Source organism: Streptomyces sp. NBC_01017 (genome assembly GCF_045162795.1).
Lineage (GTDB): Bacteria > Actinomycetota > Actinomycetes > Streptomycetales > Streptomycetaceae > Streptomyces > Streptomyces machairae.
Window position 1 is genome coordinate 11286523 of record NZ_CP108683.1, and the last position, 20208, is coordinate 11306730.

General features: G+C 65.9%; 14 protein-coding genes, 1 tRNA gene and 3 pseudogenes. 9 read left to right on the top strand and 9 right to left on the bottom strand.

What is annotated here, in order from left to right:
* Positions 1 to 72: 72 nt before the first annotated feature.
* On the bottom strand, positions 73 to 1317 hold the full coding sequence (locus OG331_RS51920; RefSeq protein WP_406190426.1) for an IS110 family transposase: 1245 nt from the start codon (positions 1315 to 1317) through the stop codon (positions 73 to 75).
* 355 nt (positions 1318 to 1672) lie between these two features.
* Positions 1673 to 3067 carry an APC family permease gene (locus OG331_RS51925; RefSeq protein WP_406190423.1) on the bottom strand — a complete coding sequence of 465 codons (1395 nt, stop codon included), beginning with the start codon at positions 3065 to 3067 and terminating at the stop codon, positions 1673 to 1675.
* Positions 3068 to 3894: 827 nt separating this feature from the next.
* Between OG331_RS51925 and OG331_RS51930 the strand changes: the two are divergent.
* The 4 genes and pseudogenes from OG331_RS51930 to OG331_RS51945 all read left to right on the top strand — a co-directional run.
* Positions 3895 to 4011 (top strand): annotated as a pseudogene (locus OG331_RS51930) (transposase family protein); the annotation flags it as partial.
* A 124-nt stretch (positions 4012 to 4135) separates the two neighbouring features.
* Complete coding sequence (locus OG331_RS51935; protein ID WP_406190421.1) at positions 4136 to 5032, top strand: ISAs1 family transposase; 897 nt, start codon at positions 4136 to 4138, stop codon at positions 5030 to 5032.
* A 5-nt stretch (positions 5033 to 5037) separates the two neighbouring features.
* The gene (locus tag OG331_RS51940; RefSeq protein ID WP_406190418.1) at positions 5038 to 5370 is read left to right on the top strand and encodes a transposase; all 333 of its coding nucleotides are present in this window, start codon (positions 5038 to 5040) and stop codon (positions 5368 to 5370) included.
* Positions 5367 to 6278 carry an IS3 family transposase gene (locus OG331_RS51945; RefSeq protein WP_406190415.1) on the top strand — a complete coding sequence of 304 codons (912 nt, stop codon included), beginning with the start codon at positions 5367 to 5369 and terminating at the stop codon, positions 6276 to 6278. The genes OG331_RS51940 and OG331_RS51945 overlap by 4 nt, the downstream gene beginning before the upstream one ends.
* An 85-nt stretch (positions 6279 to 6363) precedes the next feature.
* Here OG331_RS51945 and OG331_RS51950 read toward each other — a convergent pair whose 3' ends face one another.
* Positions 6364 to 6663: a transposase gene (locus tag OG331_RS51950; protein ID WP_406190412.1), complete on the bottom strand. Its 300-nt coding sequence runs from the start codon at positions 6661 to 6663 to the stop codon at positions 6364 to 6366.
* Between the two features lie 674 nt (positions 6664 to 7337).
* Between OG331_RS51950 and tnpB the strand changes: the two genes are divergently transcribed.
* Positions 7338 to 8714 (top strand): IS607 family element RNA-guided endonuclease TnpB, encoded by a 1377-nt coding sequence (gene tnpB, locus OG331_RS51955; RefSeq protein WP_406190409.1) that lies wholly within the window; start codon positions 7338 to 7340, stop codon positions 8712 to 8714.
* A gap of 25 nt (positions 8715 to 8739) precedes the next feature.
* On the top strand, positions 8740 to 9495 hold the full coding sequence (locus OG331_RS51960) for a transposase (RefSeq protein WP_406190407.1): 756 nt from the start codon (positions 8740 to 8742) through the stop codon (positions 9493 to 9495).
* A gap of 156 nt (positions 9496 to 9651) precedes the next feature.
* Here OG331_RS51960 and OG331_RS51965 read toward each other — a convergent pair whose 3' ends face one another.
* The gene (locus tag OG331_RS51965) at positions 9652 to 12438 is read right to left on the bottom strand and encodes an AAA family ATPase (RefSeq protein WP_406209537.1); all 2787 of its coding nucleotides are present in this window, start codon (positions 12436 to 12438) and stop codon (positions 9652 to 9654) included.
* Positions 12439 to 12597: 159 nt separating this feature from the next.
* On the opposite strand from OG331_RS51965, the pseudogene OG331_RS51970 reads away from it, so the two are divergent.
* Together OG331_RS51970 and OG331_RS51975 are read left to right on the top strand one after the other, a co-directional pair.
* Positions 12598 to 12942 (top strand): annotated as a pseudogene (locus tag OG331_RS51970) (ABC transporter ATP-binding protein); the annotation flags it as partial.
* A gap of 5 nt (positions 12943 to 12947) precedes the next feature.
* Positions 12948 to 13361: pseudogene (locus OG331_RS51975) on the top strand (ATP-binding cassette domain-containing protein); the annotation flags it as partial.
* Positions 13362 to 13755: 394 nt separating this feature from the next.
* Here OG331_RS51975 and OG331_RS51980 read toward each other — a convergent pair.
* Both OG331_RS51980 and OG331_RS51985 read right to left on the bottom strand, forming a co-directional pair.
* Positions 13756 to 13830, bottom strand: a tRNA-Gln gene (locus tag OG331_RS51980).
* A 457-nt stretch (positions 13831 to 14287) separates the two neighbouring features.
* The gene (locus tag OG331_RS51985; protein ID WP_406190401.1) at positions 14288 to 14959 is read right to left on the bottom strand and encodes a hypothetical protein; all 672 of its coding nucleotides are present in this window, start codon (positions 14957 to 14959) and stop codon (positions 14288 to 14290) included.
* A gap of 133 nt (positions 14960 to 15092) precedes the next feature.
* Between OG331_RS51985 and OG331_RS51990 the strand changes: the two genes are divergently transcribed.
* Positions 15093 to 16685 (top strand): S8 family serine peptidase, encoded by a 1593-nt coding sequence (locus tag OG331_RS51990; RefSeq protein ID WP_406190398.1) that lies wholly within the window; start codon positions 15093 to 15095, stop codon positions 16683 to 16685.
* A 559-nt stretch (positions 16686 to 17244) separates the two neighbouring features.
* On the opposite strand, the gene OG331_RS51995 is transcribed toward OG331_RS51990, so the two are convergent.
* The 3 genes from OG331_RS51995 to OG331_RS52005 form a co-directional block, all read right to left on the bottom strand.
* Positions 17245 to 17562 (bottom strand): hypothetical protein, encoded by a 318-nt coding sequence (locus OG331_RS51995; protein WP_406190396.1) that lies wholly within the window; start codon positions 17560 to 17562, stop codon positions 17245 to 17247.
* A 430-nt stretch (positions 17563 to 17992) separates the two neighbouring features.
* Positions 17993 to 18193 (bottom strand): EF-hand domain-containing protein, encoded by a 201-nt coding sequence (locus OG331_RS52000; protein ID WP_406190393.1) that lies wholly within the window; start codon positions 18191 to 18193, stop codon positions 17993 to 17995.
* 1143 nt (positions 18194 to 19336) lie between these two features.
* A complete protein-coding gene (locus OG331_RS52005; RefSeq protein ID WP_406190390.1) occupies positions 19337 to 20146 on the bottom strand; it encodes a S1 family peptidase in 810 nt (269 codons plus the stop codon).
* Between the last annotated feature and the right edge of the window lie 62 nt (positions 20147 to 20208).

Here is a 20208-nt window from a genome sequence, read left to right on the forward strand (position 1 = left end):
GCGTTTTCGGGCAGGGGTGGTGACCGGGCGGTGGTGATGCGAGGGCCGTCCGGTGTCTGGGTGGACGGAGTTTCAGGCCGCGCTGTTCATCGGGTCGAGGGTGACCCGGTAGCCGAGCTGGTTGAGCTGGCCGACTGCTTTGCGGGCGGCGCGTTCGGGGTCGCGCTGGGTGAAGTAGGTGCCGCCGAGTTCGTGGTAGGGCCGTTGGTCGGTGAGCATGTGCCAGATCGCGGTGATGATCGAGTGTTCGATGGCGACCAGGGCCTTCATCGGGCCCCGGCGGGCGGTCAGGCGTCGGTAGCGGGCCTGGAGATAGGTGTCTTTGGTTCTCACCGCACCGAACGCGGCCAGGCCCAGGGCGCCTTTGAGATGCGGGTTTCCGGGCCGGACCTTGGTGGTCTTGCTCCGGCCGGCGGAGGAGTGATGGCCGGGGCAGACGCCGGCCCAGGAGGCGAGATGCTTGTCACTGGCGAAGCGGCTCATGTCGCCGCCGGTCTCGGCGACGATCACTTCGGCGGTGGTTTGGTTGACACCCGGGATGGTGTCCAGGAGTTCCAGGACGGGCCGAAAGGGAGACATCGCCTCCGCGATCCTCGTGTTCAGCGTGTCGAGCGCGGTCGTGAGGTGGTCGTAGTGGTCGAGGTGGACGCGGGCCAGGAAGCCGTGGTGTTCGCGAAAACGCCCGGTCAATGCCTCGGTGAGCTCGGGAATCTTGTTGCGGAGGCGACGCTTGGCCAGGTCGGCGAGCGCGTGCGGGTCGTCCTGACCGGCGATCAGAGCCTCCAGCATCGCCCTGCCGGAGACACCCATGATGTCGGCGGCGACCGCGGAGAGTTTGATCCCGGAGTCTTCCAGCATCTTCTCCAGCCGCTGGACGATCTGTCCGCGGGTGCGGGTGAGTTGAGTGCGCATCCGGGTCAGATCCCGCAGTTCGCGGATCGGCTGCGGCGGCACGAACGAAGCCCGCACCAGGCCGTGCGCCCCGAGTTGGGCCAGCCAGGCCGAGTCCGAGACATCAGTCTTGCGGCCGGGCAGGTTCTTGACCTCCCGCGCGTTGACCAGCATCACATTCAAGTCCTCGGAGAGCAGGAAGTAGAAGGGCTTCCAGTAGTCCGACGTCGCTTCCATCACTACCAGCGTCACGCCTGCCGCCACCAGATGATCACGCAGTTCAAGGACCGAGTTGGTGGTCGCACCCCAGGTAGTGATCTCACTGGTGAACGTTCCCCGGCGTTTGCCACCCGGCGTCCGCACGCAGACCTTGGCGTCCTTCTTGCTGATATCCATCCCCGCGCACCGCTCGTGCAGCACATCCATGGTCCCGTTCCCCTTCCGGCCGAGCAGACAGTCCACAGGAACTGCCCGCTCCGGGAGGGCCAGGGCAAATCAGGAATCTGACACCCGTGCTCACAGCAACACTCCACGGTTCCCGTGGACGGCCCTCAGCACCATGCTGACCAACGAGCTGCACAGCATCACAGAGGAGTCGGTTTCGACCGGAACGACCAGCCCACGATCATGCTCGCGGCCATCGCACCAACCCGGCAGAGCGCGCGAGAAGCACCCGCAGCACACCACACCATTTACCACGCCCCCGGCGCGCACCGAAGGTGCGCTGGGTTGCTGACCAGCCCATTTCATCCCCACGGCACAGGATGAAAGAGGTTCACTGTCAGTTGTCGCCAGTGCCTTGCCGCGGCGGGGTGTTCCTATCGTTTTCAGGACTCGTTAGCAGCCAACGATCGTCGCGCGAGCGCAGGTGAAGTAGGTAATAGAGGATGGCTGCCGTCATGAGACCCAGGGGCCACAATAGGTTCGCGGCGGTCTGCGTCTTGATCACGTATCCGAGGGCGACAAGGGCCAGCAAGGGTGGAAGCGGCCAGAGCGGCATACGGTAAGGGCTGCGGTCAGTGCGGTGGCGTAGCCGTCCGACTAGCGCTGCCAAGGCAACCAAGATATAGGCGAAAGTAGCGCTTGCACCAATGAACTGGATCAGGCCGCTTTGCGGGACAAAGAGGAATCCGAGCGCCACAATTGTGCTGGCGATATTCGCTGTGATCGGTGTCGCGTACTTCGGGTGCAGCCGGACCATGCCTCGCCTAACCGGATCAGGCCAAGCCCGGTCACGTGCCGTACCGTACAGCAGGCGACTCAGGAGGATGAGCACACCAACAAGCAAATTGAAAGCTGCCAGCGCTACTCCGATACTGACCATGTCATGAAACCATGGATCAGATACGGAGGAGAGAAAGTAGGTAATGGGAGATTCCGACTGGCCGAGTTCCACCAGAGATGGGGCCCCGACGACGATTGCCGTTACAGGAATTGCTTCGGCAATCACGGTGATAGCGAACGACAGCAAGATGGCCCACGCCACATTGCGGCTCGAACCCCTGGTTTCCTCGGAAAGGTAGGCAGGGGTTTCATAGCCGCCGTAGGCGAATAGGGCAACTGCAGTGAAAGTGAGGATGACATTGAAGGACGTACCGCTCAGTGCCCCGTCCGGGGCGATTACCTGAGGGTGTGTCAGCACGCTTGACAGCGGCCGGTGAACGTGGACGAATCCGAGAATCGAGAGGCTTGCCAGCAATGCAATCTCTAGGATCAGGAATGCTCCAGTAACAAAGACATTTACTTTGATTGTACACATTGAGATCAAGGACGCTAGAATGATTAGTGCCGCAGAAGTGAAACGTGAGCCTGCTCCTGAAATGACGGCATCGAGGTAGCTGGCCGCACCCTGCGCCAAAATGGCAGGAATTACAAATTGGAGTACAGCGAGAGCAAGCATCGCAAATCCCGCCGCTGGACCCATGGCGCGTCCGACGAGGACATACGGGCCTCCAGCGGAGGGGAAGGCCGCAGCCAGTTCTGCGTAGCAAAAAGCCAGACAGATACCAACAAGTGCAGCTGCGAGGAAGCACCACACCGATCCAGAACCTGCCCCCGTGACCACTACTGATGCAACCACGAAAACAGCAATCGCAGGGCTAATAACGGACAGCGTGATAGCTGTAGCCCCTCCTACGCCAATTGTCCGAGTAAGCCGCTGCGGCTCTTTAGGCATACCGTTACGTTGTCGCAAGAAATCCTCCAACCGATTCTCGAGGCGCGGAGAGAAAGGCCGTTCCAGACCACGCCGACGTCACGTCTGGAGTAAAGTTAGCGGAATACGTGAGCTCCAGCTCAGCAACACGCAGAGTGCGATCTCTCGGTTTCGAGACAGTGGTGTGAGTGGACGTTAACCTCGATCATTCATGAGTCCCCGTCAGCTTGCTGACGGGGACTTTGTGTCTGTGCGGTGGGGTGTTTTCGGGGCTGGGGCAGGCGGAGGGCCCGGCTCTCGCGTCGGGTGGGCGCCGGGTTCCACTTCGCCGGTGCGGTGGTGGGGGTTGTCGGGATGGTGGAAGTGGCTGGTCAGCCGGGGTTCGGGAGGATGTGGAGCCTGGCGATCGCGTGAGTGATGGCCTCGGTCCAGGGCCATCGGGCCGTGAAGCGGAGCCAGTGGCGGCGGCCGGTGTTCACCATCTGCGCGGCCCTCTCTGTCAGCCTTTGGTGAGACGCCCCGCTTCGGTGGGTTTGCCTGAGAGGGCACGACAGGAGAACCACCCCCTCATGACCAGCACCAAGCCCGCCGGATCCGCCCCGGCCCCAGGGCTGATGTGTTCTCAGCTGGCGAGATGAGCTGATCGCCTGTGTACGGGCCGCTGCGTGCGGTTCGCCCGGTTCGGTAACGAGAGACGCGACCCCTGATGATCAAGGTTGGCGAAGCCTTTGATCACGAACAGGGGTCGCGTTCGGGTGCCATCTTTCCTGATCGGTGTCCTGCAGCGCCACTGCGAGGACATCGACTCTGCCTGCCCGGATCCGCAGCAGTTCACCTCCCTGGCCGACGTGCTGGGGCGGATACCCGATCCCCGCCGGGTCCGGGGCCGCCGCTACCGCCTGGGCTCCCTGCTTGGGCTGTGCCTGGTCGCCGTCCTCGGCGGAGCCACGTCCCTGGCCGCGATCGCCCGCTTCGCCGCCGATACCGACTACGGCCTGCGCGAACAACTCGGGCTGACCTCCAGCACGACGAACGCCTCCACACCGGGACGCCTCCCCGGCCCTGAACGGCGACGCCCAGGACGACGCCGTGGGCGCCCGGCTCGCCCGGTACGCCACCGACCCGGTCGACGAAGACGGCGACACCCTGGCCGGCCTGGCCGTCGACGGCCAGGCCGTGCGCGGATCCCGCGCCGACGGCACGGCCGTCCACCTGCTCGCCGCCGCGTTCCACGCCTGCCAGACCGTGATCGCCCAGCGCCGGATCACCGCGAAGAGCAACGACATACCCGCCCTCGCCCCACTGCTGGACCGGATCGACCTGCGCGGCGTCGTCGTCACCGCCGATGCGATGCACACTCAGCGCGCCCACGCCGAGCACGCCATGGCCGCCGGCGGCCACTACGTCCTGGTGGTCAACGGAAACCAGAAGAAGCTCCGCAAGCAGCTGCAGCGCCTGCCCTGGAAGCAGAATCCCCTGCAGGCCCGCACCACCGGTACCGGGCACGGCCGCCGCAAGGTCCGCCGCCTGAAGGTCTGCACCGTCCGTCCAGGCCTGCTCCTCCCGCACGCCGTCCAGGCCATGGAGGTCAAGCGCCGCCGCACCCACCGCAAGACCGGCAAGGCCGAAACGAAGACCGTCCACGCCATCACCAGCCTCCCGCCCGAACAGGCCAGCCCGACACAACTCGCCGAACTCATCCAGAATCACTGGTCAGTTGAGGCCCTGCACCACGGCAGAGACGTGACGTTCGGCGAGGACGCCTCGCGCATACGCACCGGCTCCGCACCCCGCGCCATGGCCACCCTGCGCAACCTGGCCATCGGACTCATACGCCAAGCAGGCTGGACCAACATCGCCACCGCAGCCGATCACTACCGGTCACGCCCCAGCACGCAACAGCCATGCCCCGACTCACAGCCTGAGAACGCATCGCCCCTGTGCCTCCCCTCGTACCGTGGAGCCCGTGATTGCAGAGGAAGCTGAGGTTCATGGGGTCCAAGCAACAGCCGTACAACGCTGAGTTCCGCGAGGGTGCTGTACGCATTGTGATCGAGACCGGGAAGCCGATTCCTGAGGTCGCCGAGGAACTCGGGGTCCACCCCGGGACGCTGCACAGCTGGGTCTCGCGTTGGCGACGCAACGGTTCGCCGTCTTCTGACCGGCGGGTACCGGCGGCTGAGGGGAGTGGCCGGCTGCGCGAGAGTGAGCGTGCCGAGCTGGAACGGCTGCGCGGGGAGATGAGCGAGAAGAACAAGCGCATCCGCGAGCTGGAGATGGAGCGTGATGTCTTCAAGCGATGCATGGCCCTCTGGGTGAAATGACCGAGCGGGCGCCGGCCGAGCTGGCCGCGTTCATCGGTTCCCAGAGGGCCGAACACAAGATCCCGCACCGTCTCACCTGCCGCATCCTGGGGGTGTCGGAGTCCTGGTTCTATAAATGGCGGGACAAGCCGGCCACCACCCGTGAGAGTCGGCGGCAGCGGCTGGCCGACGAGATCGAGCGGATCTTCGAGGGCTCGGGTGGCACCTACGGCTCCCCGAAAATCTGGATCACGCTCGTGCGCGCGGGCTGGAAGGTCTCGGTGAACACCGTCGCGAAGGTCATGGCCGAGCTCGGTCTGGCCGGACGGAGGATCCGCCGGCGCCGTGGCCTGACCCGGCCCGGCAGGCGGGCGGCGGCCCCGGACTTCGTGCGCCGCGACTTCACCGCCGACGCAGCGGACCAGGTGTGGTGCGGCGACATGACCGAGATCGTCACCGGCGAGGGCAAGCTCTACCTCGCCACCGTGATCGACCTGTACTCGCGTCGTCTGCTCGGCTACGCGATGGGCGAGCGCCACGACGCCGAACTCGTCGTCGCCTCCCTGAACATGGCTGCCGCCACCCGCGGCGGCGACGTGAAGGGCGTGATCTTTCACAGTGATCGCGGCAGCGAGTACGTCTCCCGCCGCTTCAAGCGGGCCTGCCGGAAACTCGGCGTGGTCCAGTCCATGGGACGCGTCGGTTCATGTTTCGACAATGCCGTCAGCGAGGCGTTCAACAGCGTGCTCAAGGTCGAGTACGTCCACCGGCGCACCTTCGCCACCCGCACCGCGGCCCGGCTGAAGATCGCCACCTGGATCACCGGCTTCTACAACACCTACCGACTACACAGCGTGTGCGGGTACCGCAGCCCGATCGACTACGAACAAGACCACCGGCCCAACTCCGACCTGGAGCTGGCCGCATAGAAGATCTCCACACTTCGAGGGGATTGACACCCCTGGACGATCGGGTAGTTCGCCTTCTCCGCGTGGATGAACCGGTACAACTCGCTCACCGGTCGTTGTCCTTCACGAAGAAGGCGGTCGCTTTTTTCAGGATCTCGATCGTCTGCTGCTGTTCGCGAACTTCCTTGCGTAGCCGCTTGAGTTCCTCGCGCTCGGCGCTGGTCAGCTCGCCGGACCCGTCCTCGCCCCGGTCCGCCTTGGCCTTGCGGTACCAGCCGCGCAGAGACTCGGAGCCGATGCCGAGTTCCCGGGCAACGGCGGTGACCGTCTTGCCCGAGGAGTCGACGAGCGCGATCGCGTCCCGCTGGAACTCCTCGGTGTACCGCTTCGTGTACTTGTTTCCCACCTGGTGCTACTTCCTCTGGAACCTCAGGTCCCAGTCTCCAGGTGTCCACGATCAAGGGGAAGCTTCACTGGGGTGCGTGATGCTGGGCAAGGTCGCCTGTCTCCTGATCGCCTCGGGAATCGGTGGCCAGCCGCCGGGGCGGGGAGGTCAAGACTGTGACGGTGCCTGTCGCGAAGGCCCCTAACGGGACACGTCCCCTGCCCGGCGGCAGCAGGTACCACTCCGAGCAGGCGGCCGACAGATCAACACCAAGGCACAAGGCCAGTCACGTTGCGGGTCAGGCCACCGCCCGAAGCGGCACCCCACCATCCTCACAGTCACGTTGTCGGGGGCGTGATCGTTTAAGGACAGGGGAAGGTAGGCAGCGGCGGTTGCTCAGGCCGTGGCAGGTCGACTCCGTTGCTGAATTGCCTGCGGCGGTCTGGGGCTGTCCGGCATGATCGTTGGTGCGGTCGTTCTGTCTGTCCCGGCCGCAGGGGGTCGGTGCGGTGTCCATGCGGCCTGGAGGTCTGCCGCCCATTCCGGAACAGACGGTGCGTACGGCCCGTGCCGCCTTTCCCAGGGGCTACTAGCTGCTGTGGAGTCCATCAGTGAATCTCGGCCTTCGTCAGGTTCTCTTGATCGTTGGGGTTGCTGGTGTCGGGTTGTCAGCGGGGGCAGGTACGGTTCTTGGGGTGATCACGACGCATGCCTACCGGTTTGCGCTGGACCCGACGCCGCGTCAGGCCGGTGCGATGTTCCGGCATGCCGGTGCGGCTCGTGTCGCCTACAACTGGGGTCTGGCCGTGGTGAAGGCGAACTTGTCCCAGCGTGAGGCGGAACGCTCCTACGGCATTGCCGAGGCGGAGTTGACGCCTACGGTGTCGTGGTCGATGTACTGGCTGCGCAAGGCGTGGAATCAGGCAAAGGACGCCGTTGCCCCCTGGTGGGCGGCGTGCTCGAAGGAGGCGTACGCCACCGGTCTTGACCGGCTCGCGTCTGCGTTGAAGAACTGGGCCGATTCCAAGCGGGGCAGGCGCAGGGGCCCGCGGATGGGTTTCCCGCGCTTCAAGCCGAAGCGGAAGGCCACGCCTTCGGTCAGGTTCACCACGGGTGTGATCCGGCTGGACGGGCGTATGCATGTGGTGCTGCCCGTGCTGGGGCGGATCAGGACACACGAGTCCACATGCAAGCTCGGCCGCCTCATCGAGGCGGGGAGCGCGCGGATCAAGTCCGCGACCGTCGGGCAGGAGGCCGAACGCTGGTTCGTCTCCTTCATCGTGGAAGTCCAGCGCGCGGAGCGTACGCCCACCCGGCCGGATGCGGTGATCGGCGTCGATCTCGGGGTGAAGACCCTCGCGGTGTTCTCCGACGGGCGCCCGGCCACCGAGAACCCGAAGCACCTGGCCGAAGCACAGCGGAAGCTGGGCCGCCTGTCCCGTACGGTCTCCCGCCGCCAAGGGCCCGACCGGCGCACCGGACAGCAGCCCTCGAACCGGTGGAAGCGCGCCGACGCCCAGCGCAACCGCGTGCACCACCGCGTCACCGCGCTGCGCCGGGACGGCATACACAAGCTCACCACCTCCCTGGCCGGGGAGTACGGCACCGTGGTGGTGGAAGACCTCAACGTCGCCGGCATGGTGAAGAACCGGAAGCCGGCCCGCTCGATCGCGGATACCGGGTTCGGTGAGATCCGCCGGCAACTCGCCTACAAGACCGCCTGGAACAGCGGACGGCTCGAAGTCGCCGGCCGCTGGTTCCCCAGCTCGAAAACGTGCAGTGCCTGCGGCAACGTGAAACCCAAGCTGCCGCTGCGGGTACGCACCTACATCTGCGAAGACTGCGGATTGGTCCTGGACCGGGATGAGAATGCCGCACTCAACCTCGCCGCACTCGTGAAGCGGCACGTCGCCGGGAGTGGCCCGGAGACAGTAAACGGACGTGGAGCCGACCGTAAGACCCCGCCTGGCGGGGCAGGTGGCCATGAAGCGTCTACCCCGCACCGGGCGACCCCTGCCCGGGTAAGACGGGGACCTTCGTCCAGCAATGGGCGAATCACTGCGATTCACTGAGAATCCAGCGAACGGAAGCCTTCCTATGCGGGTCCGCGACCACCTGGCCGAGGTCTTCGATGACGCGTTGTTTGCCGGGGCGTTTCCCGGCCGTGGTGCTCCTGCCCGGGCCCCGGCCCTGCTCGCTTTGGTGACGGTGCTGCAGTTCACCGAGAATCTCACCGGCCGACAGGCCGCGGAGGCGGCGCGGGACCGGCTGTCCTGGAAGTACGCCTTGGGCGCGGAACTGTCCGATACCGGCTTCGACTTCTGCGCGTTGTCGAGGTTCCGTGCCCGGCTGGCCGGTGACGGGACGGAACGGGTGCTCTTCGACCGGCTGCTGGAGCACTGCCGCGAGGCCGGGCTGGTCAAGGCCGGTGGCAAGCAGCGCACCGACTCCACCCATGTGATCAGCGCGGTCCGTGACCTGAACCGCACCGAGCCGGCCGGGGAGAGCGTACGGGCGGCGCTGGAGGCTCTGGCGGTGGCGGCACCGTCCTGGCCGGCCGGGGTGATCGACGTCGCCGAGTTCGCCGGACGCTACGGGCCGCGCGTCGATGGGTGGACGATGCCGTCGTCGAAGACCAAGCGGGAGCGACTCGCCCAGGTCTTCGGCCAGGACGCGCTGGCCTTGTGCCGGGCCGCCTGGTCCCCCGCCGGTCGTACGGACGCAGCTTGCACGCGCGGTCGCCGTCACACGCGGCGATCACCATCGTCACCAGCTCCAGGAGCTCTTCCTCGACGTCGCATGCGGCAGGATAGGAGAACACGGGGCATCTCCGCAGGTGAGGCTGATGTTTAGCGACTCGCCCAACCAGCGGGATGCCCCGTTTGTCACGCTAGCGTCAATACGACGTCACCGCTTCACCCGCAGGCCGTACACATGGAAAAGGCTCCTGGATTGAAACAGCCGGGCGAGTCCAGTCTCCTGCTCTGCGGCGTGACGTCAATCTTCCCGTTAGCCCAGGATCTTCGATTCGGGCTGGCGGATCCCGCCACGGAGTTGGCGACGGCCACTAAGGTTGAGCTTGGTGTAGACGTGACCGAGGTGATGTTCTACAGTTTTACTGCTGATGATTAGGTGTTTGGCGATTTCTTTATTGGTGAGGCCTTGGCCGGCAAGGTGAGCGATGTCACGTTCTCGGTCGGTCAGGCTAGTTAGGTCTTCGGCGTGACTCCGGGGAGTGACGATTCCACCGATTGCGGCAAGGTCGGCTTCGCATCGGTTCTGAAAAGGCGCGGCTGCCATCGACGCGTAGCGATCACGGGCGCGCATGAGCCAAGTGCGGGCACGTTTGGATAGTTCCTGCGTAGCCAGGAAGCGACCGTAAGCGTGTTCGAGAAAAGCCTGGTGGAGGACGTGCTTATCAGGGGTGCTCGGGAGTGCGAGCCCTGCTTCGTAAGCGGTCTGGGCGGCGACGGTGTCGCCACGAACTTCCGCCATTCGCCCGGACAGCCACGCCGCCGCCAGGCCCAGCGAGGGGTATGTGCGGGTCAAGGTCTGCAGTTCGGTAAGCGCCGTCGCCGCCTCGTCGTGGTGTTCAGTGTTCAGAAGGGCCTCGACCTGTAGCGGCTTCCACAGTACTTGGTCGCCGGTTAGAGGACCTGGGGGCGCTGTCAGCATGTGCTGGATCGCGCTGAGCATGGCCGGGTGGTCGGCGCGGGTTTGGGCGTCGACAGCCCGGCTCATGTAGACGAGGTGGGCATTGAAAGGCAGTGCGTACCGGTCAGCGGTCTGCAACAGGTTCTGCGTGCGGCGAGTCTCTCCTCGTCCTGAATACACCCATGACACATATGCGCAGACGTCTGTGTCTGAGGAATGGCGCTGCTCAGCCGTGAGTGCGGTGAGCGCGAGATCAGCATTGATGGCTGCGTCACCCCAAGACCCGCTCCAGTAATAGGTCAAGGCTAGGAACGTGTAGACGTATTCCTCCATTCCTTGACTGGCGCCGCTGTCGTTTAGCCGCCGCGCTTGCAAGAGATCCTCTCTTGCTGCTGCGGGCATGCCGCAAAGCATGTGCGCCATACCGCGGAATATCAACAACCACACGTCATGCGCGGTCACCTCCGGTGCCTTCGGTAGGCGGGTAAGGCGAATCAATTCTTCCAGTGCTGCCTGAGGCCCGTACTGGAACAGCTCCCCGAGAAAGAGATAGCACTTTGCCTTATTAGCCGAAGAGCGATCAAGGCCGCCTAGAGCCAGGACTGGACGGGCAAGCGCGATGATTTCTGCTCCGCTAGAGCCGTGCCAGTAGCGCACCGCTACCAACTGCGATCTGGCCAAAGCGTGGGCCCAGCGCTGCGAGGGATCGGTTTCAGAGCATTTCAGCGCATCGGTTAGGTCGGTTTCGGCCCGGTCAAGCGACCCGTTGATCAGTGCATAGCTTCCCGTCACGAGAGAACGAAGCGGGCTGGAGGTGCAGTTGTGGATACGAGGGAGGAGGGCCTGGACAGAGCGCACGCGCATGATCCAGAGCAAGCGTGCGGCAGCGGTGAGCAAGAGACGTTCGCGTTCGGTGCGCGTGGTGGCCACATCGGATGCCCACAAGAGGAGGGTGGCAGCGCGTTCCGTGGCGCTGTCAGCTAGGCACTCGTTGGCGGCCTGCTCCAATTGTCGAGCGAGTTGGGCGTCGAGGCCGTCGCCGGCAGCAACCCGATGGCGCCACGAAGCGGCTCTGTCGACTCGCTCGGCCGCGGCGGCGTGCAGATCACGACGCCTGGCCGGGGCCAAAGCCTCGATGATTGCCTCTCGTTGTAGGGCGTGGGCGACCATGACCAGGCAGATTGGTTCGTGCGGCCACCAATGCAGCAGATTCGCTGCAAGCGCTGGTTGCAGACTAGTCGCCGGGTCGGACACGCCCGCTATCTGCCCGACCAGGTTCAGTGGGACGCGGGTGCCCAACACGGCGGCGGCTTCGGTTAGGGCCCGGGCGTCGGCTGGCAGGGAGTTCAGTTGCCGGCGAACCGCAGCCGCCAGGGTGCCGGGCACCGGCAGGGAAAGGTTGCGATTACCGGGCAGCAGCTGATCAGATGGCACCTCAGCCAACAGGGCTTGCAGGTAGAGGGGGTTGCCGTCAGTGTGCTCCTGCAGGCGATGTGCCGACAGCTCGTCCACCTGCCGGCCGGTGGCAGCCTGGACCAGCTCCGCCACCGGCTCCGCCCTCAACCCGGTCAGGAGCACTGCACGGCCCCCATTCCGATCGGCGGCCAGCTTCCGAATGTCATCTCGGGCAGGGGGGCGAGTGGTCAATACGGTGAGTACGCGGTCGGCCTCCAGACGACGCAGCAAAAAGCCCAGCGCCTGCAGCGAAGCCAAGTCTGCCCAGTGCACATCCTCAACGATCACCGCGACCGGTGCCGCCTCCTGCAGATCATCCACCAGCCGGAGCAACTGCTCACCCACCTGCAGAGGCGACGTCCCCGCCAACGGCCCGCCGCCCCCCAAGAGAGCTTCCCGCTCCAGTTCCTTCCGCGGCACCCACCTGACAAGCTGGCCGACCACCCCGAACGCCCAGTCCGACTCATCCGCATCGCAAAAGGCCCGCAGCACGGTCATCCCCCGGGAATCCTCAGTCGCCAGCCATCGCTGCACCAGAGCTGTCTTTCCTACTCCCGCCACGCCTTCGACCAGCACCACCCCGGCACGCCGCGACTGAGCCCTCCGCGCGCACCCAGCCAACACAGCCAGCTCCGCTTCCCGGCCAACAAACGAGGAGCCTTCACCGGTCGTAGCCATCGTCCTCATTCCCTCTCAAAAGGGATGCATGCACAGCGTAACGCTGACCCCGGATCCCGCACGAAGTGCGCACGGGGCAACCTGCGACGTTCCGGCTGAACCACGGGACGCACCGGGCCCTCGCACGCCCCGACGCGCCATCAGCCGACCACACCCCCAACAACGTGACAACGCCCCCGGCTGGAGATCGGCATGCTGCTCGTCCAGGACGTACAACTGCTGCTGCTCGACGAGCCGGTCGCCGGCATGAGCCACGACGAACGCGAGGCCACCGGCGAACTGCTGCAGCGGGTGAGCGAGGACCACACGGTCGTCGTCATCGAACACGACATGGACTTCATGCGTTCCTTCGCCCGCAGCGTCAGCGTCCTGCACGCCGGCAAGGTCCTCAGCGAAGGCACCGTCGCCCAGGTCCAGGCCGACCCGAAGGTCCAGGAGGTCTACCTCGGCCGCGCCTCCGAGCCCGAGCCCGAACCCGAGCCCGCTCCCGTTTCTGTCGCCGAGGAGGCGTGACGCCCATGCTGGAGATCAACACTGTCCGGGCCGGCTACGACCGCACCACCGTCCTGCACGGCGTGACCGTCTCGGTCCCGAGGGACGGCGTCGCGGCCGTCCTCGGTCACAACGGCGCTGGCAAAAGCACTCTGCTGCGCGCCGCCATGGGCCTGCTCAAGCCGACCAGTGGGACCATCCGGCTGGACGGCGAGGACATCACCCGCCTTGCCCCGCACCAGCGGGTGGCCCGCGGCATGGCGTACGTCCCCCAGGGCCAGCAGTCCTTCCCGCACCTCACCACCGCCGAGAACCTCCAACTCGTCGCCGACGGCCGCCCCGACGGCAAGGAGGCCATCGCTGAAGCCCTGGACCTCTTCCCCGCCCTGCGGGAGTTGTCCGGCCGCCGCGCCGGCCTCCTCTCCGGCGGCCACTCCCAGCCTGCGCCCGACGGCCTGCTCCGGCCACCCGCCCCCTCTGGTGCATCGAGTGCTGCCTCCGGGTCGGGGATACCGGCGGCTTCGAGGAACACGACGAGATCATGATCGGATCGGAGTGGGCAAAACCGAGCGTCACTTCACGCCCGTCGCACTGATGAGTTACCCGCCGTCCTCCGGACGGCCTCGACGGTTCATGCACTACCACCGGCCAGCCGTCCATCGACCAGGATGCGGCACCTCGCGGTGCGCTGCAGAAGATGCCCCAGGTAGCAATACACCGTCCGTCATCGGTTTCGAGCAGAGTGTGCCGGGCCGCCGCGCTGACGCGTCCGGGACCATTGGAAGCGGGCTCTTCTGAAGTTGTCGGCGCCTCCCGTGTTGGGCGCGCCCGCGCTGGCTGGGATACCAGGACTCGAACCTGAACTAACGGAACCAGAAACCGTTGGGCTGCCAATTACCCCATATCCCATTTACCCCGAAGGCCACGGGAGCCAAGACCAATAAGACTGGTCAGGGCGTGCTTACCGCGCCTTGCGCAATACAGTATGGCCCCCAGCCCAATCTATGCGCTCTCTTTGTGATGCTCGATGATGTACCGGGCGTGTCGATCGGACTGGATAGTCGCTGACGATGGCCACGTAGCCCTGTCGGCTGGACTTTACCTAATTCCCCCAGGTCCCAGCCTCGCTCATGTCCAGCTGATCAAAGGCGCGCTGGCTCTCGGGGCCTTGTCGGGGCGCATTTGCATGGGTCGCGCTGGTGGCTGTTCGGGATGGCCGACGTCGGGCACCTGGCCGGCAACGCGGGCTGGCCGGTTGTCGGATCCGATCGGGGGGATTCCTCTGTCCTGGGCGGCTCGTCCGTTTGCGGTCGGGGCGATGCCGCTTTAGCTTCAGCGCGTCGGAATCGTTCCGAAAAGACCAACATCATCCCTTATGTTGGTCTTCCGTGGCGTCGAAGGAGCCTTCATGTCGGTGATGACCGGGACCCAGCCTCTGCAGCAGTTCGGGCAGCAGACGGGCGGGGCGCAGCAGCAGCTCGCGCAGGTCGTCCAGCAGTCCATCCAGCAGGCGTGTCAGCAGGCGGGTCAGCAGATCGCGCAGCGTATGCAGCAGACGCTGCAGCAGATCCAGCAGGTGCAGCAGCAGCTGCAGCAGCAGGGTCTGGAGCAGCAGGCGCACCCGTACCTGGCTGTCGCGCTGCACACGACGCTGATCCAGGGCGTGCGCAGTGCTGTGGAGCAGTCGGTTCAGCAGGCACTGCCGACCGCGATCCTGGCGCTGTTGCAGCACAGCCAGCAGGGTCAGCAGGGTCAGGGCCAGCAGCAGTGGGGCGGCGGCTTCGGCCAGCAGTCGTTCGGCCAGCAGCCCGGCTTCGGCCAGCAGGGTCAGCAGTCCGGCTTTGGTCAGATGGGTCAGCCTTTCGGCATCAGCTGAATTGCCGGCGGCGCGCGATGCGGTGTGGCCAGGAGTTGATCCTGGGCACACCGCATTACCGTTAAAAGCGGCGATCCGCCCGTCATCCGGATCAGAAGCACTTAAGACCGACACAGGCGTGGTGAAGGTAGACGTGATGGTGAAGGACAGGCCCGGAAACAAGCCCCGAAACAGCCGCCAGAGCGAATCCGAGGGAACGGGGGCCGCCGGTCAGGGCCCCGAGGAAAAAGAAGCGGCACCCCGCCGGAAAGGCACACCGTCACCGGTTGAGGTGCAGTCGCGTCGGCAGCGGTACATGGTGACTCCGCTGCCGCAGCATCTGCTTCCCCCGGGAGTGTCCGAGCTGAGCATGGACGCGGTGTGTGACCGGCTGGAGAGCATGCCCGATGTCACGGTGCGGCGGCGGCTGCAGCCGCCGGAGAAGCTGCAGTCGGCCGGAGTGCAGCCCTCCTGCCCTCAGATCGCGGTCGTCGAGGCAGCCGAGGCACAGCTGCCGGCGATGCGGACATTGCACGTGCACATCGAACCGGATCTGCCGCTGTCCGGCACCGGCACCGGCCCCGCCGCCATGCCGCCCTTGGGGATGCCGGTGCTGCGTGATCCGGGGCTGGTCGTGCCGCTGGAAAAGCCGGTGGAGATCATGTTGCGGGTGTGCGGCCCGGACGGCGAGCCACTGGCCGGCGCGGGCGTGTTCCTGATCGGCGCCACCTGGCCGGGCCAGGGCATCACCGCCGCCGACGGGACCGCCACGATCATGCTGGCCACGGAGACCGAACAGTCCATCCAGGCCCTCTACGTCCGCCCACGGACCGGTTACACCGACCGCTGGATCCACCGCCCCACCCTGTCGGCAACCGAGGAAAACCTCGTCACGCTCACCCCGCTGGCCCAGGTGTATCCGAAACTGGACGAACGCCCACAGTACGGGTGGGGTCAGCAGGCCATGCGGCTGGACCGGCTGCCCCCCACCTTCCGCGGCTTCGGCATCACGATCGCCGTCATCGGTACCGGGGTGAGCGTCGATCACCCCGACCTGAAGCAGCGGGTCCGCTCCGGCGCCGACCTCGTGCACGGCACCACTGAGGGCTGGGCGCACGATGCGGTCGGCACAGGTACCCACGTGGCCGGGATCATCGCCGGCGCCGACACCGGCAAGGGCATCCTCGGCATCGCCGTCGACGCCGAACTCGAGGCCTGCCAGGTCATGCCCGACGGCCACTTCAGCGACCTGATCGCCGCCCTCGACCACTGCATCGAGCGTGAAGTCGACATCGCCCACATCGCCGTGACCAGCCCCTACCCCTCGGCGCTGGTCTCCCGCAAACTCGCCGACGCGACCGCGGCGGGCATCGCCTGCATCGCCCCGGCAGGCGACAGTGGCGGGCCGGTCACTTTCCCCGCCTGCCTGCCCACCGTGTTCGCCGTGGGCGCCCTCGGAGCCCTGGGCACCTGCCCACCCGACACCTCCCACGCCAGCCACACCGGACCGCCGCTCACCCCAGAAGGCCTCTTCGCCGCCCCGTTCAGCAGCCACGGCCCCGGCATCGACGCGACCGCTCCCGGCGTGGCCGTCCTGTCCTGCGCCCCCGACGGCGGCTACACCACCCTCGACGGCACCCACGCGGCCTCGGCCCACCTCGCGGGACTTGCCGCCCTCGTCCTCGCCCACCACGAAAACTTCCACGGCCAACTGCTGCCCCGCGGACCCGGCCGGGTACAGCACCTGTTCGACATCATCGCCGCCAGCTGCCGCCCCCTCGCCGCCCCCAACACCGTGGAAGCCACCCGCACCGGACGCGGCCTACCCGACGCCCTCACCGCCCTCGGCCTGGCCCCCGGCATCCAACTCGCCCCCGCCCTCGCCCCCCTCACCACCATGACTGGATAGACCCCTACCCGCGGCAACCACACCCAGCGGCAGGCCAACCCGAAAAGAGAGCCGTCAACGCGTTCGACCAGAGCTGCAGCCCACAAGAGCGCCCCGGGCTGAACCCACATAGCGGACGGGACCTCCAAAAGGCTGCGGACATGTCAACGGACGATCATTCCGTTCAATGATCGATCAGCTGAACGGTTACGCTCGGCGATCTCGAAATGTTGATCAGAGCCGCTTTGCACTTCCGCCGTCCCCCTCCACCTCCGCCAGGTCACCACCTTTTTCCGGTGCGCGAGGGGGCGGCCAGACGATGGACTTCTCTGGCGGGTCTGCCGGATAGTGATACCGACCGGTGATTAGGCTGAGGGCGGTGAATCTGCCGTTGCTTTGCCGATGTGGCGGCGGAACGCTACGGCGGGGTTCCGGGCCACTGGCCGCTCTGGCACCCTACCGCTGCGCCGCCGCCTCGCGTTCTGGCCACGTAGTTGGCGAGGCGGCGGCGCCCGGTCTCGATAACCCAATTGTGGGCGCAAGCGAGGCCGGATTAATTTTCCCGTACTCGTGCCTCAAGCTAATTCTCTGCATCCGGGCTGTCCTTCTTCCCGAACTGCTGGTGCCGGTGCTGGAAGTCAATGCTCCGCCACGTCACGCCAGCCTCGATCTGCTGCAGGCTCAGGCCGGTCTCCTCGGCCAGGTCCTCGGGGCGGACGCCGTCCGGATGCTGTTGCATCGCCCGGGCGATCTTTCCTTGCCAGAGTTCGGCGTCCACGAACGGCCGATGTTTGTACTGCTCAGCCAGTTCAGCGAGGTGTTGACGCGAACAACCGACGATCAGCCGCTTGCCGTCAAACTCGAGGCCGACCGTGATCGACGATGAGTCCGGGAGCACAACGGACAGGACACCCTCTTGACCGACCCCACCCCTTCAGAGATGACAGTGCCCGAGCGGCGGCCTGCGAGAGCAGCTCATCCTCACGGCCTTCCAGGTGAACTCCGGTATCTCGTCGCAGAGTTCAAGATCACGAGGAATGCCGCTCTCACGATCACTCCAAACAGTGACGACGCGACCGGGCCCGAGGTTCAGGAACAGGTGGCTGGGAGTACTACGGGGCCGACGGTTCGAGACTGCGGGAGTACGGGCTGGCCCGGCGGGATCTGGGTCTGTAGCTGGATCGCGACGGACCCGATACAACACCGTCCGCGCGCCGGCCGGTAGCGGCGTCTACGGCACGGGACGTGATGCCTGTGGCCACACCGCGAGGTGAGCGCGGCCACGGATCCCTGTCTACTGCACCGTGGCCGCCCTCGTACTCTTAAGTTCAGCGGACGAACTTGGAGTACTCGTCAAAGTCGATCTTCTTATCCCCGTTTTCGTCGGCCATGTTCACGATCGCGGTGGCATTTTCGTCCGAGACCTTCCCGCTTGAGGTCTGAAGGGCCGCCTTGAATTCATCGGCAGTGATAAATCCGTCACCGTCGGTGTCGATCTTGTCGAACGCTGCGCGCTTGTCGTCACTCACAAGGTCTCCTCAAGCAGTATGTGTTGGTCGAGTACTAACGGCTTGCCGTCCATGGCAGTTACGCAGATGCGGCATTGGGGTCGCTTCCGTATGCGAGGCTCCTCAGCAGCCAGAATTCCGTAACGCGCCAATGGCCGTTCCGGCGTTTCCCCGAGGCCGTACCCAGGGGATGAAGTTGAGGTAGGGCGCGGTAGACGGCCTTGGGCGTTCGGCGTGGCCGGCGCCACGGCAGTGCTTGCGTGGCTGGCTCCAGTACAGCGCAGCGTTTTCCCTTCTCCGCGCCCGGGCGGGCAGGGTGATTACACAGCGCTACATGTGTTCGGGCCGGTGGCCTACAAGTTGACGCTGTCGAAGGTGATCAGCCGGGGATTGTGGCGCCGGATGCGGTCCGCGGAGCACGGCTCGCCGCGGTCCAGACAGGGCTGATGCGCGCCGCGTCTGAGGAGCGGTTCCGGCGGGTGCTGTCGTTCCACAGCAAAGGGTCAGTGAGGCGGTGCGCTCTGGCTACGGCAGAGGCGGGAGCAGGGGCGTGCGGACGCTGCGGTTCAGGAGGAGGCTGGGCTGAACGGATAAAATCGGGGACCTGGGTGGCGCCTTACGCCGCTGGGACATAGGGCAGCCCGTATGATGAGAGGCAAGCGAGGCCGGTGGGTCGCGAGTTCGAGTCTCGTGCCTTCCATTGGGAGGCTAGCTCAGTCGGTAGAGCAAGCTCGCCCTTCAAACGTGCCACAGCCGCTGCTGGATCCGAGATATCGCTGACCTGGGGCGATTTGGCGGTCAATGTGGGCTGTGCGGGCCGGGGCAGTTCGGGCGTGGTCGTCGCCCTGTAAGCATGATCCGGCTGCCGCCCTTCATCCTCGTCGACGACGTCCGGGCCGCGCCAGCCGCAGGCCCTCGCGCCCCTCTGGCAGCGAAATTGAGCTGGTAGCGGCCCCCGACAGCGGCCGTTGACAAGCGCCCACAGTCACCATGAGGAGAGCTCTTGACCGGCCGGAGTCGCTCGCGTGTGTCATGCACGGTCAGGCGAACCTCCGCGTGGGCCCCACTGCCGAGCAGGAAAGGGCTTGGCAGTGGGGCGCGTTGGTGCGTGTGCCCCTGTGAATAGGGGCTACGGACGTGGCCTGCGAATCCGGGTCGGCTGGGTCAGCCGCTCAGACCTTCGGCCGCTTTCTTGATGTCTTCAGCGAACGTACTGACCTCGGTGTAGACGCCGGGCTTGCCCGGGCGGGCGCAGCCCTCGCCCCAGCTGACGATGCCGACCTGGGTCCAGGTATCCGCCTCGTTCTTGCGGAACATGGGGCCGCCGGAATCGCCCTGGCAGGTGTCGACACCGCCGGTGTCCAGGAGGCCGGCGCAGAGCTCTTCGCCTGGCGTCAGCTGATCGCCGTACGCGTTCTGGCACGTGGCATCGTCGATGAACGGCACCTTGGCCTTGAGCAGGTAGCGCTGCTGGCTGCCGCCCTCCTTGTCCGCACCCCAGCCGGCTATGTCGAACTCGCCATTGTTGAGCTTGTCGTCCGCTGCGATCGGCAGGGTCGGCAGGTCGATCGGCTTCTCGAGCTTGATCAGTGCCCAGTCCTTGCCCTTGCCGTTGTATCCGGGGGCCTGGAGGACCTCGGCGGACTTCACGCTGACCGCGTTGGGATCCTCCAGGTCGACCACGTCGGCCGTGGCGGTGATGCCGGTGTTGGGGCCGCTGCTGTCGACACAGTGGGCGGCGGTCAGCACGATGTCCTTGGCGTACAGCGAGCCGCCGCAGCCCATGGACAGCCGCACCATGAAGGGGAACTCACCCTGGTCGGCCTTCGTACCGCCGACGACGGTCGCGCCCACCTCACCGCGTGGGGTCGGTTCGGACGCGGCGTGGGCCGCGCCGGGCTGGAGGCCGAAGGCCGCGAGGGCGACGACACCGGACGCGGTGGTGCGCTTGAGGTGCTTGAGGTAGTTCGTCAACAGACTTCCTCTCGTGGGGGGATACACATCCCGAACTCGCCCACAAGAATCGGCGCACCATG